Raw genomic sequence first — 16,468 nt, forward strand, 5'->3', positions numbered from 1 at the left:
AATGGCCGGCCAGAAAGGTTTTCCAAAACCGCATGCCGTTTCCGGTTGCTTGGGCACGCCGGGACATGTTCCTTGCCGTACGGTTCCGCTCCATCAACCTGCCTCCGAACCCGAAGATAGCAAGTTCTCAAGGGCAGCGCGTGGCGCGTCCGGCTCGACCTCGATTAGATCTTCCGAAACGATCCAGAGGACCATTTTTTCGACCGGGTCGCCCATCTGTTCGGGCATCGGAAACGGCAGCGCAATCAGCTCGGCGGCTAGTTCATCGGCATTCAACTGTCCGCCGCGGGCCGCAAATGCTGCGTTGATCACCTGTTCGAACCAGCCGGCAGCGGAGTACGCGAAAGACGTCGCCACGAAGGGCAGGGGGACACTGATCGCCAACGGAAATTGTCGACCGGCGCGGTCCATACTCGGGACGAAAATGCCGGCCGCCGGCCCCAGCATGCCCGGTCCTATGAGAAAGCGGATGGCGAGATGACCCGGCCAGGCGTTTGCGATTTCCCATGGTGCAAGATGCCGGGCCAGCCAATCGTCCCAGCGTCGCGTGAATTCTGCGGCCAGACCGCGCGACACGAAATCGCCTGTCGCCGGGATCTTTCCAAAGAAGCCCGGGGTCATATTTGCGGCGGACATGAGAATTTCTTGAACATTTCCAGGTTGTAGGGGTTCTCGACGCTGGCGGCCTTGAGTTCGAAATCGGCATACACGCCCTTCGTCCCCAAGCGCAGGCTGTAGACATCGGACAGCGACGTGCCGGCGAAGCGGCCGTTGCGTAGCATCCTCAGCCACGCCCAGCTGCCGGTTTCGTTGAGCATGATTTCGGGCGATCCGTCGATCGGTTGGAAAGCGAGCGAAATGACACCGGTGCCGTCCTTGCCGGGCCACGTCATTGGTTGCGGCCGCGTCGCGTTGTTGTAGTAGACGAGGCTCTGGCCATCGAGATTGAGCGTGACGCGCGTGACGTTGGGAGACAGGTCCTTCGGTTCGAGCGTGAAGCTCATCACCGGTCCGGTGCCACCCGGAAAGAGATCGTCGCGGATGTGCCTGGCCTGCTCGAACGCCGCCAGCGCCGAAGGATCGAGGCCGAAATCGGCGCGCCACTTCCATGGCTGGCCGGTCGTGTCGACATAGTTGATCAGGTGGTCGTTGATGAACCCGTCGATCAGCCCTGCCGGTCCGAACAACCTGGCGAAATCACGCACATTGACGTCCACCGCGCTGTCGGCGCTGAAGGGGTAGCGGTTGTTCAGCGCCGCCTGGCAGAAAGGCAATATGTCGGCTCGCCAGATGGCGTTGAGCTCCGAAGTGACCGCCTTTTGAGTCAAGGAACTGGTGTCACCGGCAATCCCGCCCAGCCAGCTGTTGATCGGGTCGGGCAGGATCTGTGCCTGCCTGGCCACCGCGCCCGTCAGTTCGGCAAGGCCGCCCTGCTTCTTGATAGCATCCTGCGGATTGGGGTTTGCGGTGACCGTCTGCAGCACGTTCGAAAGCGCGGTCAGCGCGACAACCGCGGCATCCAGGGCCGGCGGCTGGCCGTCGACCTCTGCGATGGTGCTCTTGAGCGGTTTGAAATGTTGGGCCACCAGATTGCCGGTTAGGTCCACCTCGCTTGCCGACCCGGCGCGGGGCAGCAGTTTCGCACCGCTGGTCGCCAGCTTGCCGAGCTTGCCAAGCTTGCCGAGCAATTTCGAGGCGCCGCCCTTGGCCGCCTTGTCGTCGGCAGTTGCGTCATCGGAGCGGGTCAGTTCGGTCTCCTGAACGACCGCTGTCAGCAGCCGCTTCAGCGCCGAATCGGCGCTCGAGAGGTCTTTCAGGTTTTCGCTGGCGACATTGAGGTCGGTCAAAGGTGCGAGCCTCATGTCCCGCAGGAAACTGTCCCATTGCGCGATATAATCGTCATAGTAGAGCTTCAGAATATCCTCGGACAGCGCCGAGACCGAGGTTTCGGAGTTTTCCGAGCAGCCGCCGGCGAAAACCGCGCGATCGAGCGCCGCCTGGGCGGCGACATCGTCGATGCGGTCGAGAATGACGTCGTGGAAGCCGGAATAGGTGAAGGCTCCGGAAATGCCGACGCGAAGTGTCTTGTCGGAACGCCGCGCAAACACCTTGCCGCCGTTGGGGCCGGCGAAATTGGCCGGGATCCAGTCCTTGAGCCCGGCCACCGCCGGATCGGCCAGCAACTGCTTGTAGGCACGCGCCGGCAACGAAATCGTGCACACCGTTTTCAACGCCTCGGCAACCAGGGCCTGGTCGGGCGCGATGTAGCTTTCGTCGACCGTCATCCGGCGGATGGCGGCAAGCTGATGCTCTTCGGCATCGGCGGTCGGAAATGGCGCCGCGGCCGCGAATTCGGGCAAGCTCTTCACCCACCAGTCCTGGGCGTAATCGGGATCCATCTGCGACAGGCCCGTCATCATGCGATAGGTCTTTAAGGCCCCGAGCATGAAATCCGGATCGCGGATCTGCCGCCACATGGTGGCCTCGAGCAGAGCGACCATGCGTGGCTCGAGGACGTTGCGCAGGGCGTGGTCGTATGTGTCGGTCTGTGCCCGCACCAGTTCCGCCGAGGCCGATGGCCCCAGCAGATCCTGGGCGGCGCCCGGCGGTGCCGTGCGGGCATTCGCAACCGCGCCAATCGCCTCGAGAGCGCTGTCCATGGCAGGCTGCTCCACCGACGCCTGGTTTGCGGCCACGGAGGTCAGCGGCGTTTGCAACGCTTCGAACTGGCCTGCCTGGGCCGAGATCGCATTGCGGTTGTCGTAGTAGGACCAGGTGAACACCGCACTGGCCAACAAGCCCGCTACTGCACATGCAGCCGCGGCACCGCGCCAGATCCAGGCGCGGCGGCGTTGCGCCAGCGGGTCGAACGTACCGAGGCCCGCCTCCTTGAAGATGACTTCGGTGAGCAGGTTCTTCAGGAAGAAGCTGCGTTTCTCGACCCTTGGTGCCGGCAGCACCCGCCTCGGCGGAAGGCCGAAGGACGATGACAGCGCCGCCGTCAGCCGGTCGATGGGCGCCCCTTCCTGCGTTGCCGACGTCAGATAGAGCCCGCGCAGCCAGGCGACCTCTTCATACCGGCTTTCGCCAAACATCGCCTCGATCAGCACCTGGATCGGTTCGGACAGGCTTGCGAGTTGGGCGGGAAATCTGAAGATTTCGGCACGGGCGGCGAGTTTTTCCTCATCCTCCAGGCGCGGCACCAGCCGCCGCTCGAGTTCCGTCGCCAGCGTCGAAATTTCCCGTTCGATGGTCTTGGCATCCACACGCGCATCCAGCGCGAAGGTCGTTCCCCAAACCTGCTCGCGCGAGGCGGTGGACAAGCCGCCGAAGAAAGCCTCGAAACCCTTGATCAGATCGGCCTTGGTCAGCATCAGATAGACCGGAAGGCGGATTTCGAGCCGGTCGTTGAGCTCGGCCAGCCGGCGGCGGATTTTGCGGCCATGCGCCTTGATGGCTTCGTCGCCCTCCGAAAGCACGTCGATCGAAAGCGCGACGATCACGCCGTTGAGCGCGCGGCGACCCCGGTGCTTCTTCAGCAAGTCGAGGAAGCCCAGCCATTCCGCCGCGTCCACATCGGGCTGGCTCTCCTGCTGGACATAGCGGCCGGCGGTGTCGATCAGAACCGCGTTTTCGGAAAAGAACCAGTCGCAGTTGCGCGTGCCGCCGACCCCCTGCAGGTCGTCGGTGAGGTCGATCGGGAAATTCAGTCCGGACTGCCGCAAGGCAGTGGTCTTGCCGGTGGCCGGCGGCCCGACGATCACATACCATGGCATCTCGCGCAGAAACTTGCGCCCGCCCAGCTTGCGGCGCTTCAGTTCGGCCATCACCTCGGCGAACTTGGCACCCACGGCGGCGACGTTCTCTTCGCCGGGGCTGAGCGGCTTTTCCACCGCTGGCGCGGCAATCTCGGCGACGAACATGCGGTTGGCACGGATCGCCCGGCGCTGGGCGACGATCAGCCAGATCAGCCAGAAGATGACCAGCAGCGCGATGATGACGATGCGCACATTTTCGGAAGCGAACGGTTCGTAGGGGCCGACCCTGACGATCGGACCGAACACCCAGATGACCAGGGAAAGCAGCGTGATGCCGATCAGCGTCCATAGCCAGCGCGATGTTAGAACCGCCCAAAGGAAGCGCAGGATGAACATCTCACAGCCTCTTTTCGACGAGCACCTCGACGCGGCGGTTCAAAGCTCGCCCCTCGCGCGTGCTGTCGCTGGCCACTGGATCGGTGGCCGCGCGGCCCTCGGAATGGACGCGGTCCTGCGGCACTCCGTTCTGGACCAGCATGTCGGCAATCGTCTGGGCGCGCGCCTCGGACAGTCGCTGGTTGGTCGACAGCGGATTGGTCTTTTGCAGGGGAATGCCGTCCGTGTGACCGATCACCGTGATGTTTCCGATCAGCTCCTGATTGGCGAGGATCACCTTGGCGATCGACCCGATCAGGGGCTCGAAGCCTTCGGTCAGTTGTGGCCGCGACGACTGGAACAGTTCGGGGTTGGAGGCCTGGATGATCAGCTTGGCCAGCGAAACGCTCTCGGTGCCGGTGAGGGCGGATTTGAGATCGGCCGGCGCGCCGGCCTGAAATTCCGGCAGCAGCGCAAAATCCACTTTCTCCGGCGGCGGGGCATCGACCTTGGGCGAGGTACGGCTGATGTCGCCGCGTGCGGGCGGCGGCAACGCGCGAACAAGTGCGGAAAGCTCGACCGCCCGGCTGCTCAGTCCCATCGAGAGCCCGATATGGATGGCCGTGGCAACAACGGCGGCTCCCAGCGCCATGACCCAGATCGGAACGATGAAGCGCTGCGGCTCGTCGGACGCAATCACGCCTTTCCAGTTCGGCGACAGTGGCGCGCCTTCAGCGTCGGCATCGCGCAGGAAGCGTGCCGCGGCCACGCGAACGGCATTGAGCGAGCGGTCGCCCGACCGGCCCGGCACACGATATTTGCCGCGGAAGCCGAGCGCCATGCAATCATACTGCAGTTCCAGCAATTCGCGATCGCGGTTCGGATGGCGCTCGAGTTCGTCGAGACGTGTGAAGAATTGCGTGCCGGCATCGACATCGCCGCGCAGCATGACCACAAGCGGCTGCCGCGGCCAGGCGCTGGCGCCGCCCCATGGCGTGTTCAAAGCCAGATCGTCGAGCAATGCCGCCACCACCCAGGCGGCCTGATCGGCCCGCTCCATCGAGGACCCCGCCGACATTGCCGTGTCGCGGGCCCGAACCAGTTCTTCGAGCAATCGGGTACGCAAGGCTTCCGGATTGTCCGGCGGCAGTGCGCTTTCAAGCTCGGGAGCGAACTCGAGCAAGGGCGCGAATGCGTTGACAAGCGCGTTCGGGTGGGTGCGGGATCGCTTTACCGCCGCGCCCGGCAAGAGTGGCGCCATCGGCCGCGGCATCGGCGCGCCGGTCAATCGTATGCGAGTGCGTTCGCGATCCTCCGACAGTCCGAAAGGATCATCGCGGCTCATGATCTCACCTGTTCACCGAATAGCAGTCCACCTGCGGCTCGCTTGGCAACACGCCCGAAACGCCGATGACGAAGCCGGGAGCATCGAGCAGCGACGCCCAGTGCTCGCTTTTCTGGTCCAGCTCGAGGCACAATCGATCGCCATCGTAAGGAATCTCGCGCGGCTGCGAATGAAGCGGTTTCAGCGGAATGCCTGGCAAACGCGATTTCCACAGGCCCTCGAACTGGTCGGCCGAGCCGACAGTCGCCTGATTGACGAATATCTTGCGCAGCGCGTCCTCCGACAGCTCCGAACCGACCCGGATGACGATCCGGCTGGCCACCAGCAGCTTCGGGTTGTCGATACGGATTTTCCAGACATTGGTCGAATGCCGCATGACGGGCAGCGCACGCGATTTCGGCTCGATGTAACGCAGGCTGAGGATGAGCGAGCGCAGCGCGTCCGCCAGCGCCGAATAGGCGGGGCCGGGCGCCATGTGATCGTAAGCGGGCAACTCGCCCAGCCGTCGTGCGCTCGATCCGTAGGTGGCCATCGAACCGGCGAGCCCGGCGAGTTCCAGGTAAAGCTCGGCCGGATGGAAGACATCCTGAGCCAGCATGTGGGCCAGCCGCGGCCGCGCCGCGTTGGCGAGATTGAGCATCAGCAAATCTTCGACGCTGCGCCCAGGCCCGCCCATGACCATCTTGCCATGCGCCTCGGCGATCTGGTCGAGGCCCGTGACAACTTCCAGCAGCAATTGCCGATACCAGGCCACGGCGCCGGTAACTAGTGTCGGTGGCAGGAAGGCCTCGTCCAGGGAGACGCCACCATCGGCCCGAACCCCTTTGAGGTCGGCTATCGGCAAGGCCGTGTAGCCACCGACCGACTTGCCAGGTGCAAGCAGCAGCGCCTGCGGACGGGCGATTTCGATTTCCTCGGGATCTGAACCGCCCAGGACGGCGTCACGCACCGAAACGATCCGGCCATGGTATCGTGCTCCGGATGCGGCGGCGTGTGCCGGATCGAAGCCGACACCGCCAGGAGGCTCCAGCGGCAAGGCGACAAGCACCGGCCCGGCACCCGTGTCCGGGGTGACCGGCAGCGGTCGCGGCGCGTCCATCATGTCTGGAATGGCGAAAGGTGTCCCGTCCGGGAAGATGCCCCGTGCGGACAGGATCGAGATCTGCCCGGCCTCCAGCAATGCCTGGTCCAGCGTCAGCTGTTGAAAGCCGAACGTATGCAATTGCCCGGCCTGCAACGCGCCGCGCACCGTCGCCTCGAAGAAGCGATCCTGCTGCTGGAAATGCTGGGTCCGCAGGAAAAGCCCTTCTGACCACAGCACCCTGTTTGCATCGCTCATGCCGCTACTCTCTGCATTGAGCTCCCCTTGTCCTGGCCGCTAGGCCGAAATGCCGCCTTTGCCAAGCGTGACATTGATCGTGAATTTTGATCCTGGCGACACCGACTTGGTTGTCCGCCAGTTCCTGCCGCCAGGCTCGCGGATCAGTGCAACGAAGCCCAGCGCCGTCGCGTCCGGCTCGACGGTGATGGTTTTGGAGGCGGATTTTCCCGGCCCGACGGCGATCTGGTCTGATCCGATAAGGTCACCTGCCAGCGCCGTGCCGGCATCCCCCTGCAGCGCAAAGTAGTCGGCGGAATTGAACTTGCCGGTGCTTTTCAGCCGCATCACGAGGATAGTCACCGGCCGGTCGCCGCCACCTGGCCCTGGGTTCATGCCAGCCCCGCCGGTCACGTTGACAGTGATCACCGATGGTTTCGGCGGACCACTCTGGCAAGCCGCAAGGAACCCCGTCGCGCCCAGGGCAACGACAAATTCACGTCGATCGATCATGTCTCACTCCTCCTCATATGCATCTCGAAAATCAGTGCCGATTTCGCCAAGGAAGCTCTTTTCCGCGCTCTCGGCGATTTCACGATGGCGTTTCTGGTAAAGCTCCCACAGTTTGGCGCCGCGCCCGCCCGAAAGCAGGGTGCCGATCGCTGAATTCGATTTCAGCTCTTCCTCGATCGCTGCCGGGTCAAAACGGTCAATCATCCGCCGTAAAGCGGCCTGTATGCCTCGCCAGGCGCGCACGTGATGTTGCGCGAGATCGCGAACCGCGTCGGCGATTGCCGCTTCGCCGGCGAGAAATCCGGGGCTGCGCTCGGCGATAAGCGTCACGATGGCGTCGTCGACCGTCGGCAGAAACTTGAGCGGATTGACTTCGGAGGCCCCGACCATGGTCTGGGCGACGCGAGCGTTCCCCTTTTCCTCGGCCCGCTTGCGCAGAAGCTGCATCAGGCCTTCCATCATCAGCCGATATTCGCGGCCAAACTTCTCCATTTCCGCGATGCTGTCGCGCCCGGGGAAATCGGCCTCCTCGACGCCCATGCCGCGCAGGAATGCGGAGCGAAGCGCCATGTCCCCCATCTGCGCCGCCGCCGGCAGGCGGGCGGGTTTGGGAGCAACGCCCACACGTGGGGGAGGGGCATCCGCCGGTTGCACGGGCAAATCCCAGGGATTGGCGGATTGTGGTCGTTGGGCAACGCGCTCGCGCTGTCCGGTCGAGCCGGCGCCGTTTGTCGAACTGGGTGCCGCGGCCGGCCCGAAGCCAAAATCATCATTGAAATCGGACGGCTTTCCAGCAGCCTGTTCGGCTCCGCGGCTGGAGGACGGCACCGCGTCGAGGCTGAATGGGTCCGCATGGCTCGCCGCGCCGCCCGGTTCGGGATAAGCGGCGGCATTTTTCGACACAGGCGTTGAAACCGGATCGAGGCTGAACGGGTCATCGAAAGCAGGCGAGCTGCGCTGGCTGGAGGTGGCGCGCTCGAACGCTCCAGCAACCGGCTGCTCGAACGGGTTCGGCAGATCGGCCGGACGTGGCCGTCGCGGCTCTTCTTCGACCTTGGCGGAAAAGAAGTCGTCTCGGCCGATGCTCACCGGCACCCGAGATGCCGGCGGCAGGCGTTCCGGAGCCGGCTGGCCGGCCGCGGGTGCTTGAGCGGTTGGCATTTGCAGGTCGACATGGACGATGTAGTCGCCCAGTCTCAGCCGCATGCCGCTTTGAAGGCGCGTCGATTTGCCGGCACCGAGCGGGCTGTCGGAGTCGTTTATGAACAATCCGCTGCTTGACGTGTCGGTGACGAAATATCCATCGCGCCCGCCAGAGATCTTGCAATGAGCTCGCGAAATGAACATGTCGGGATCGTCGATCCGCCAGCCCGCGTCAGCGCTGCGGCCGATCACCAGCTCGCCCTCGTCCAGCCGGGTCTGCCGTACCGCCTGGGTACGTGGCCCTTGCTCCAGCGTCAGCAGCAGACTCATGCCGCGACCTCCGCCATTTCCGGCCGCCATCCGACGATTGTCCGCAGCCGCATGTCGTCAGCATCGCCCCTTTCAGCGGGCCGCGCAAGCCAGGCGGTCCGGCCGAGCTGTACCGCTCCAATACGGGGCGGCGGCACTGCTTCACGCGCCAGCACGATGCGCAGATCGACGTCGAGCGATTCCCCGACCATGTCGCGAACGGCCTTCTTGAATAGCTTGAGCCGCTGGCCGCCAGGCAGGAACGCGTTGAAGTCTTCGTATCCCAGCGGGCCGACACGCAGTTCGATCCTGCTTTGGCGGTTGAAGACGCGCGGGCCGACCGTCGCCCCCCGGCCGAGCCCTGCATAGGCCTTTGCAAGGCGGGTCTGGAGCCCCGTCGGTATGGTTATCCAGGCTGCGATGAACTCCTTGATCTGAACCGGTACCTTGAATGCTTCCGCCAGGAACAGCGTCAGCCGTTCCGGGCCGTCGACCTGGCTGGCGAGCGAAGCCGCCTGGCGAAGCTTCACCGTATCGAGATCGGTGTTCTGGGTGCCGGGAAGTCCGATCCCGGCCATGGCTTCGAGCATGGCGCGAACGCGGCCGCCGACCGCGCGCTCGACCTGTACCGCCGGATGCGCATCCGCCCAGGCCCTGTAGTAGAGGGCGATCATGCGGTGCTGCAGAATGTTGACGAAGTCCACGAACGTCGTATCGCTGGTCAGCTGTGCGTCGGTGCCGGCGAACCAGCGCTGCGACAGGCGGTCCAGCACCCAGCGCGTCAGATGCAGCGGCATTGGACCCTCGGGTCCCAACAGGCCGAGATTTGCAACCGTGACCCGGGCCGGCGCCTCGTCGCTGGCTTCGCGGAATTGAACCAGGTCCCGCGCGGAAAAGGCGAGGCGCACATGCTGGCCGAGCCGCGCCGGCTCACGGTCGGGGCGGCCGGAATGGCCAAACCGACCGCCCCGCTGTTCGAGACGGCGCAGCAGTTCAAAAAAGTCGAACGCTTCAGACAGACCTTCGGCCGGTTTCCGGCTGGGCTTGTCTAGATCAGGTAGCGATTGCCGGGCGTCATCGGCCATGGCACATCCTCCTGCTTCTGCAGCAGCCGCGTGCGGGTTCGCACGAAGCCGTTTATTCCGGCATAACGGGCAAATAGCCGCGCCAGCAAGGCCGAAAGCAGCAAGGTACTTTGGCCGGCCAGGACCGATTGATCAACGTGCAACGTCACTTCTGTGCCGCGTCCGAAGCACATCGGCCCATCGATCTGCAGCCGTTCGATGACAGGCTGCGTGTCGATACGCACGATCGAATGCACATTGCGGGCAAGGCCCGGATCGCCGCGGTCGGCATAGAGGTCGAGCAGCGCATGCAGGGGGTCGATGCCGCGGCCTTCCTTGGCAAGGCTGAGAAAGTTGAGCGCGAGCTGCGCCACCAGCCGCCAGGCAAGATCGTCGGCCCGCGATTCACCGTCGGCCCCGGTGGGCAGTGCCGCGGGGATAGCCGGTTGCGGCGGACGCAGCGCGCCGAGAAGCCTGACGGTTTCGACCGGGTCGCCGGCCTCCAGCGTCAATGTCGGACTGTCATCGAGGATCGGCAGATCGCGATTGGTGCAAAGTGCCATGACGTCGAGACGCTTCAGCGGCCGGTTCGCCGGACTTGCGAGCGGCCGGGATATGGCCAGGAAAACGTCGTCCCCTGTGTATGACGTGCGGGTCAGGCCGTCGCGCCGCTCCTCTTCCGTCGCGCGGCGAGGGCGCCGCTCCGTCGAATAGACCCAGCCGCTGCCGCGATTCTGACCCAGGCTGAAGAGCTCGGGAATTTCGGCGTCGCTGCCCTCGGTGTCGGCGTCCTCGACACGGATGACCCGATAGATTTCGAAGTCGCGCGCCCGCGTCCGGTCCGCATGCAGCACCTGCCGCGTCTTGCGCGCATCGACCTCGACGACGTTGCACTCCCGTTCGAACAGATTGATGATCGGCGTCGCGAAAAGTTCGAAGTCCGCCGGCGTCAGATCGGCCAGCTCTGGCGCCGGACGTCTGAACAGGAAGATGATCTCGAGCCCGGCGCCGCATCCGCGCACGACAGGCTGCAGCCCGCAAACCCGTACATAGTGGAAGCGCTCGGGCATCATGAAGTATTCGCGCAGCAGGCGGTATCCTTCGAATGTCGGGCGCGTGCGCGGCATCAAGGCTTCGTCGTCGCTGATGCCGACCATTTCGGGTGCCGGCAAGGGTGACAACGGGTTGGCCTTGCCTTCCGGTCGTGCGCCTGCAGCCGTGCAGGCGCCGAAAATCGCGTCGAACAGAAGCGGGGCCTTGGTGCGTCCGGTAAAATAGAGGTCGAGTCGGTCGAGCGCCAATTCGTCGAGCTTGCCTTTTCCAGTCCGGGCCAGCGTGATGCGGAGCGCCGCCTCGCCGCGGACGCCGCCGACCGGCCCTATGCCCGCGGCCGCCAGCGCGCTGCGATCCTGAAAATAGCTGACGGACGTGATCGCTACCGGCCACAGGGTCATTTCCTGAGCGGTGGAGAAAGTGCAGCGCGTCGACAGGCCGGGCTGCAGGCTCGAAACCAGCCGCGTGTTGCGCTTGACGACATGGCCGGCGAGCATGGTCTGGACCTGCTGGCCGGGTTTCAGCACCACCATCGCCGTTGCCGGCGCCGGAGTGACCAGATCGGGATAAAGAACATCGAGCACACTGCGTGAAAATCGCGAGCGCTCGGCGTCGACCTTCAGCCGGGTGCGCGCGGCGAGGAAGGCGACGCCGTCCAGAAGCCGCTCGACATACGGGTCCGGACACGGGACCGTGTCGAGCGACAGGTTGCGCGCCACCGCCGGATGCATGTCGGCGAATTCCGCCGCAAGGCCACGGATATGGGTCAGTTCCTCCTCGTAATATTCGACGAAGACCCGATCCATCTCAGGCGTCCCTAATTTCCGTCCGCGCCAAGCCGTTATCGAGATTGATCGTGGTGCGCAGGCGCATGCGTTCCGGCGTCGGCGTCATGATCAGCACAGCGTCTATCTCGATCTTCAGGCCCACGGTCTTGTCGCCCAGGGTGACGGTAACCTTGGTTGCGCTTTCCTTGAGGCGGGGCTCGAAGGTTGCGAGCACCGACCGGATTTCGCGCGCCAGCACGTCGCGGTCAAAGTCGCGCGACGACCGGCCCGAAAAGGAAGGCACGCCGTAATTGACCACGCTTCGGCGCACCTCCGGAAAATCGGCGAGCGACGGCGGGTTGTCCCACATCTGTTCATTTTCCAGATCGGAAAGAAGCGGTGTGGCCTCGAAGCGCTCGGTGTTGAAGAGCGCCTCGATGTCGCGCCGCACCGCTTCCCTGAGGACACGAGCCGACACCACCACGCCACGGCTTTCAATCTCGACGCGGTGCTGGGTCTGAAAGGCCAATCGATGCAGACGGCGTTTCTGATCGGGTGTCAGTTCCGCATCGGCGTCGATGGCCCGCGCGTTGCCGGCAGCGAGCGTATCGAGACGGTCCGCGCCAAGCTCGTCGAGCAGGGCATGGCGCAGCCCGTCTATCTCCGAGGTCAGGCCCGGCAGGTCATTGACGAGGCGATCCCAAAGTGACGGCTGGACGGCCTCGCTTTTTGCCCGCAAGCTGCCCGTGATCTGCTGCTTGCCCGCGCCGGGTCGCCGAACCTCACTTGCCGACATAGACATCCATTTCGGCTTCATCGTTGCCGTCATAGACGAACTTGATCTTCTTGTAGGCGAAGCTGACCTCTTCCTGGATCAGGTCTTCCTCGTCCTCGGCCTGCGACATGTCGTATTCCATGATCGAGGCGTCGGTGAGGGTAACGACCAGGTAATCCTTGCTTGCGCCATCGATGGTCCGCCGTGCCGAAAACACCACCTCATTGAGGGCCTTGTTCTCGAACAACGCCTTTGCCAGGTAGGGCGAGGATTTGTCGTAGTGTTTGGTGAACTTGATCATGCCCATGGACACGCGGCCACGGCGTGAGAGCGAATTCGGATCATAAGGTGCGACCATCTTGTAGTCGACGCCATGGATTTCAATCTCGTCCGAGTGGCCGTCGCGGGTGCTGGGGCCTTTAATATCGGGAACCTTCAGAAAGCCATCAATTTTCATGGTTGTAGGCATGTTCTCTCTCCACCGCTTTCAAAAAAACAGGATGTTGTTTGCTGCAAATCAAGTCTTCACGGACGGTAGTTCCGACACCAGTCGGAGCGAGGCATTGATGCCCTCCAGCTGGTAATGCGGGCGCAGATAGAAGCGGGCATTGTAATAGCCGGGCCGCCCCTCCACGCTGTCCACCTGGACCTCGGCTGCGGCAAGCGGGCGCTTGGCGCGCGCCTTGTCGTCGGCAAAGGCCGGGTTGGCCAGCACGTAGCGGTTGATCCACTCGGTCAACCAGATCTGCATGTCGGAGCGCTCCTTGAACGAGCCGACCTTGTCGCGCGCGATGGCCTTGAGGTAGTGCGCAAAGCGTGAGACCGGGAACAGGTAGGGCAGGTTGGCGCTCAGCCGCTCATTCGACTGCGCGTCGGGGTCGACCAGCCGGCCGGCGCGCGTTTCATCGTCCTGCAGCGAATGGGCGCCGATGAAGGCGGCGAGATCGGTATTCTTCCGGTGCAGGATCGGCATCAAGCCAAGCTTGGCGAGTTCCGCCTCGCGCCGGTCGTCGATGGCGACTTCCGTCGGGCATTTCATCGCGATGGACCCGTCGTCGGTCGGGAAGCTGTGCACAGGCAGGTTCAGCACCGTGCCGCCGTTCTCGACGCCACGGATCTGCGTGCCCCAGCCGAACAGCTTGTGGCTGCGGTTGATGTTGACGCCCATCGGGAAGGCGGCATTCATCCAGACATATTTGTTGTGGTCGCCCTGCACCTCTTCCTCGAAGGTGAAGCCCTTCACCGGAACGGTATCCGTGCCATAGGGCAGACGGGCCAGGACGCGGGGCATGGTCAGGCCGATGTAGCGAGCGTCCTCACTCTCGCGCAACGACTGCCACGAGGCATAGGCCGGGTTGGAGACGATCTGCTGCAGGTCTTGCGGGTTCGGCAATTCCTGCCAGCTGTCCATGCGGAACAGGCGCGGTGAGGCAGCCGCGATGAACGGCGTGTGCGCCGAGGCGCAGATGCCGGAGATGTTGCGCAGCAGGCCGACGTCGCGCGGGTGGTTGGAGAATTCGTAGGCGCCGATCACGCAGCCGATCGGCTCGCCGCCAAGCATCGAATACTCGTCCGTATAGACTTTCTTGAAGATCGGGCTCTGATCCCACATCTGGCCTTCATAGTCTTCGAGTGTGTCGCCCAGCTGCTCCTTGGAGATGTTCATCACCCGGATCTTCAGCTTCTGATCCGTCTCGGTGTTGTTGACGAGATACCAGAGGCCGCGCCATGTGCCTTCCATTTCACGCACTTCCGGCGCGTGCAGGATCTCGTTGACCTGTGTCGTCAGCATCTTGTCGATGCCTGCTATCAGCGACTTGATCGACTTGATCGCATTGGACGAGATGGTCGTGGTGTCGGAACGGGACTGCGCCGCTAGTGCGAGATTGCGCACGAGTTGCTGCAGCTTCTCGCTGTCGTCCTTCTTGACCTTGAAATCCTTTTCGAGAAGTCCGCTGAATTCCCCAAGATCGATGGCTTCGGCCTCTGCGACGGCGGCGGTCTTTTGCTGTTCAGCCATGATCTATTCTCCCGCCTTGTCGTCGTCGGCCAGCGCCTGGTTGGCGATCTTGCCAAGCAGCGGTTCGTTGTTCAGAAGCTGCGCAATGCGCTTTTCGGCGTCGACGCGGCCATCCATGAAGCCCAGCAATTCCTCGAGCTGACGACGCATCTTGAGGATCTCGGCCAGTTGCGGAACTTGCTCGGCGATCTTGTCGGGGGCGAAATCACCCATTTTGGTGAAGGTGAGATCGAGCGCCAGTTCCTCGTCGCGCTCCTGGCCTTCGGCCTGCGGCAGCGTGTTCTTCACCCGGGCTTTGACGCGGGGCCCGAGCGCCTCCATGAACTTGGGGAAGCGGTTCGCGTCGGTCTCGACAAAGGAGCGGTCCAGCACCGACTTTGACGCTTCCCTGGTTTGCGAAGCGCCGGAAAGGTCGGCCATCACGCCCATCACAAAAGGCAGTTCGATCGTCGTCGGGCTGCCGTAGGTTTCCACGTCGTAGGCGATCTGCACCCGCGGCGCGCGATTTCGTTCGATGACCTTCGCTTTGCTTTCGGCTGGCATGGTTGTTACCTTTCATCCTTCTGAGCCGTCTTCTTGACATCGGGAACGCCGGCAAGGAGCCGGAATTCCTTCAGCCCCGACGGGGCGAGATCTTCCATCAGTTCAACGAAATCCATATGCACCATCCGGCGCACACGCCGAGCCAGGTGCGGGATGGGGCTCGACGGTTCGGTGCGGTCATAGAAGGCGACGACGAGGTCGAGGCATTTCACAACGTCGTCGCGCGAGGAAATCCGGTCGGGAAGCCCCGTGCTCGAGTCCGTGTAGCTTGCCATCGTATCGGCTCCATGACCGTTTCGAGCAGGCGTTGCCGGTTCTGCCGGCGCCGGCGTGGGCGGCTTGGCTGCGCCATTCGCCACACCGCCGGCTGCCGAATTCCGCTCGAGGGTCGTCAGCAAACGCTGCAGAAACCGCTTTAAGTCCGGAACGGGAGCGCCGCCGCCCTCGAGACGAGCGTTGAGGGCGGTCTCGACCGCATCGAGGGCCGCGATCGCTGCCTGGACGTCGGCGATGAGCAAGACCATCTCGGCGTTGGCTTGATCTATCTGTGCCGCGCATCCGGCACGCACCCGGTTCAAGAGCTGCGTGTGCGCACTGACCAGTGCGGCCTTTTCCGCGGCATTCAACCCCGAGGCGGCTTCCAGGAGCATGACACGGTCGTCGAGCGCACCCTTTTCTAGATCCTTGCCCTGAATCGGGCCGATCGAGCGCGGCGCAAAGAACGTCATTTGCCGCAGGTTCGCCAGCAACCCGTCCTGGCCATTCTGGAGGTCAAGCAGCGCGTTGATGCGGCGCAAGGCGGCATCGCGTGGCGAAGCGTTGGGCCGCAGTGCCGGATGCATGGTCTCCCAATGCTGATCGAATGTCCGCGCAATGAGGGTCAGGCCCTGCGCGAGCCCGGCCAGTCCTTCTTCATTGGCCAGCGCGCGCGTCACGATGACGAGAAGCCGCAGGTCCCGGCCATGCGCGCGCAATTCCTCTGCCTTTGCCAGCACCACGGGCCAGTCGACCGGAATGGTGCTTTGCGCGGTAGCCTTGTTGTGGCCGTCGTGGAGGACCTTGATCTGGGGTTCGGTCAGGCGCTCCAGCTCATGGAAAGCCGGGTTGTTGCGCAAATCCTCCCCGGACGGATTTTCACCGTCGAGCGGAGTAAGCCAGAGTGCGACATCAATCACACCAACCCCCAGCGAGCGGCCCTCAAAACCGTGCGTGACCCAACGTTACCACACCGTTGCACCTCACTACAATTCAAGGACTGCTCAAAATTAACAGAAGCTAAACGCAACCGCCCCCTAGTGCCGAAATCCGTGGCGTGATTGCCGGACCCTGTATGTGAAATGCATCGCATAGGGCGCAATTCCGTGGTTGTTTGCAGCCGGGTGGTACAGGACTTTGGACAAACGCAAGAAGCCGGCTGAACCGGGCATTGAGCCCCGTCCATCACACGCTTTGTCAAGTGACGGCTTATGTGGCAGGTTATCGGCT

Annotated in this window: 13 protein-coding genes; all 13 read right to left on the reverse strand. The window is 63.5% G+C overall.

The features are described 5' to 3' along the window. Nucleotides 1-93 precede the first annotated feature (93 nt). From tagF to tssA, 13 genes are read right to left on the reverse strand one after another with little or no spacing between them, the layout of a single operon-like run. The gene (gene tagF, locus BPNPMPFG_RS29900) at nucleotides 94-621 is read right to left on the reverse strand and encodes a type VI secretion system-associated protein TagF (RefSeq protein ID WP_258592157.1); all 528 of its coding nucleotides are present in this window, start codon (nucleotides 619-621) and stop codon (nucleotides 94-96) included. Further along, nucleotides 618-4,154, reverse strand: a complete 3,537-nt coding sequence (tssM, locus tag BPNPMPFG_RS29905) for a type VI secretion system membrane subunit TssM (RefSeq protein WP_258592158.1) — start codon at nucleotides 4,152-4,154, stop codon at nucleotides 618-620. The genes tagF and tssM overlap by 4 nt, the downstream gene beginning before the upstream one ends. Before the next feature lies 1 nt (nucleotide 4,155). Continuing rightward, nucleotides 4,156-5,478 (reverse strand): type IVB secretion system protein IcmH/DotU, encoded by a 1,323-nt coding sequence (gene icmH, locus BPNPMPFG_RS29910; RefSeq protein WP_258592159.1) that lies wholly within the window; start codon nucleotides 5,476-5,478, stop codon nucleotides 4,156-4,158. Between the two features lie 4 nt (nucleotides 5,479-5,482). Beyond that, nucleotides 5,483-6,817 carry a type VI secretion system baseplate subunit TssK gene (gene tssK, locus BPNPMPFG_RS29915; RefSeq protein ID WP_258592160.1) on the reverse strand — a complete coding sequence of 445 codons (1,335 nt, stop codon included), beginning with the start codon at nucleotides 6,815-6,817 and terminating at the stop codon, nucleotides 5,483-5,485. A gap of 39 nt (nucleotides 6,818-6,856) precedes the next feature. Then, nucleotides 6,857-7,309 carry a type VI secretion system lipoprotein TssJ gene (gene tssJ / locus BPNPMPFG_RS29920; protein WP_258592161.1) on the reverse strand — a complete coding sequence of 151 codons (453 nt, stop codon included), beginning with the start codon at nucleotides 7,307-7,309 and terminating at the stop codon, nucleotides 6,857-6,859. Nucleotides 7,310-7,312: 3 nt separating this feature from the next. After that, the gene (tagH, locus tag BPNPMPFG_RS29925) at nucleotides 7,313-8,782 is read right to left on the reverse strand and encodes a type VI secretion system-associated FHA domain protein TagH (protein ID WP_258592162.1); all 1,470 of its coding nucleotides are present in this window, start codon (nucleotides 8,780-8,782) and stop codon (nucleotides 7,313-7,315) included. Then, on the reverse strand, nucleotides 8,779-9,846 hold the full coding sequence (gene tssG / locus BPNPMPFG_RS29930) for a type VI secretion system baseplate subunit TssG (protein ID WP_258592163.1): 1,068 nt from the start codon (nucleotides 9,844-9,846) through the stop codon (nucleotides 8,779-8,781). The genes tagH and tssG overlap by 4 nt, the downstream gene beginning before the upstream one ends. Continuing rightward, on the reverse strand, nucleotides 9,810-11,684 hold the full coding sequence (tssF, locus tag BPNPMPFG_RS29935) for a type VI secretion system baseplate subunit TssF (RefSeq protein WP_258592164.1): 1,875 nt from the start codon (nucleotides 11,682-11,684) through the stop codon (nucleotides 9,810-9,812). The genes tssG and tssF overlap by 37 nt, the downstream gene beginning before the upstream one ends. Before the next feature lies 1 nt (nucleotide 11,685). Continuing rightward, nucleotides 11,686-12,441, reverse strand: coding sequence for a type VI secretion system baseplate subunit TssE (gene tssE / locus BPNPMPFG_RS29940; protein WP_258596981.1), 756 nt, complete (start codon nucleotides 12,439-12,441; stop codon nucleotides 11,686-11,688). Further along, entirely contained in the window at nucleotides 12,428-12,889 is a 462-nt protein-coding gene (locus tag BPNPMPFG_RS29945; protein ID WP_258592165.1) for an Hcp family type VI secretion system effector, read from the reverse strand. Before BPNPMPFG_RS29945 ends, tssE begins: the two co-directional genes overlap by 14 nt. Nucleotides 12,890-12,937: 48 nt before the next feature. Next, nucleotides 12,938-14,440: a type VI secretion system contractile sheath large subunit gene (tssC, locus tag BPNPMPFG_RS29950; RefSeq protein WP_258592166.1), complete on the reverse strand. Its 1,503-nt coding sequence runs from the start codon at nucleotides 14,438-14,440 to the stop codon at nucleotides 12,938-12,940. 3 nt (nucleotides 14,441-14,443) lie between these two features. Next, entirely contained in the window at nucleotides 14,444-14,983 is a 540-nt protein-coding gene (gene tssB, locus BPNPMPFG_RS29955; protein ID WP_258592167.1) for a type VI secretion system contractile sheath small subunit, read from the reverse strand. 5 nt (nucleotides 14,984-14,988) lie between these two features. Continuing rightward, nucleotides 14,989-16,158 carry a type VI secretion system protein TssA gene (gene tssA, locus BPNPMPFG_RS29960; RefSeq protein ID WP_258592168.1) on the reverse strand — a complete coding sequence of 390 codons (1,170 nt, stop codon included), beginning with the start codon at nucleotides 16,156-16,158 and terminating at the stop codon, nucleotides 14,989-14,991. Between the last annotated feature and the right edge of the window lie 310 nt (nucleotides 16,159-16,468).

Origin of the sequence: Mesorhizobium sp. AR07 (assembly GCF_024746815.1) — a bacterium.
GTDB lineage: Bacteria > Pseudomonadota > Alphaproteobacteria > Rhizobiales > Rhizobiaceae > Mesorhizobium.

Excerpts from the sequence above, each read along its gene's own strand:
- tagF (WP_258592157.1), bottom strand. The coding sequence starts at position 621 with ATGACCCCGGGCTTCTTTGGAAAGATCCCGGCGACAGGCGATTTCGTG.
- tssM (WP_258592158.1), bottom strand. The coding sequence starts at position 4,154 with ATGTTCATCCTGCGCTTCCTTTGGGCGGTTCTAACATCGCGCTGGCTA.
- icmH (WP_258592159.1), bottom strand. The coding sequence starts at position 5,478 with ATGAGCCGCGATGATCCTTTCGGACTGTCGGAGGATCGCGAACGCACT.
- tssK (WP_258592160.1), bottom strand. The coding sequence starts at position 6,817 with ATGAGCGATGCAAACAGGGTGCTGTGGTCAGAAGGGCTTTTCCTGCGG.
- tssJ (WP_258592161.1), bottom strand. The coding sequence starts at position 7,309 with ATGATCGATCGACGTGAATTTGTCGTTGCCCTGGGCGCGACGGGGTTC.
- tagH (WP_258592162.1), bottom strand. The coding sequence starts at position 8,782 with ATGAGTCTGCTGCTGACGCTGGAGCAAGGGCCACGTACCCAGGCGGTA.
- tssG (WP_258592163.1), bottom strand. The coding sequence starts at position 9,846 with ATGGCCGATGACGCCCGGCAATCGCTACCTGATCTAGACAAGCCCAGC.
- tssF (WP_258592164.1), bottom strand. The coding sequence starts at position 11,684 with ATGGATCGGGTCTTCGTCGAATATTACGAGGAGGAACTGACCCATATC.
- tssE (WP_258596981.1), bottom strand. The coding sequence starts at position 12,441 with ATGTCGGCAAGTGAGGTTCGGCGACCCGGCGCGGGCAAGCAGCAGATC.
- BPNPMPFG_RS29945 (WP_258592165.1), bottom strand. The coding sequence starts at position 12,889 with ATGCCTACAACCATGAAAATTGATGGCTTTCTGAAGGTTCCCGATATT.
- tssC (WP_258592166.1), bottom strand. The coding sequence starts at position 14,440 with ATGGCTGAACAGCAAAAGACCGCCGCCGTCGCAGAGGCCGAAGCCATC.
- tssB (WP_258592167.1), bottom strand. The coding sequence starts at position 14,983 with ATGCCAGCCGAAAGCAAAGCGAAGGTCATCGAACGAAATCGCGCGCCG.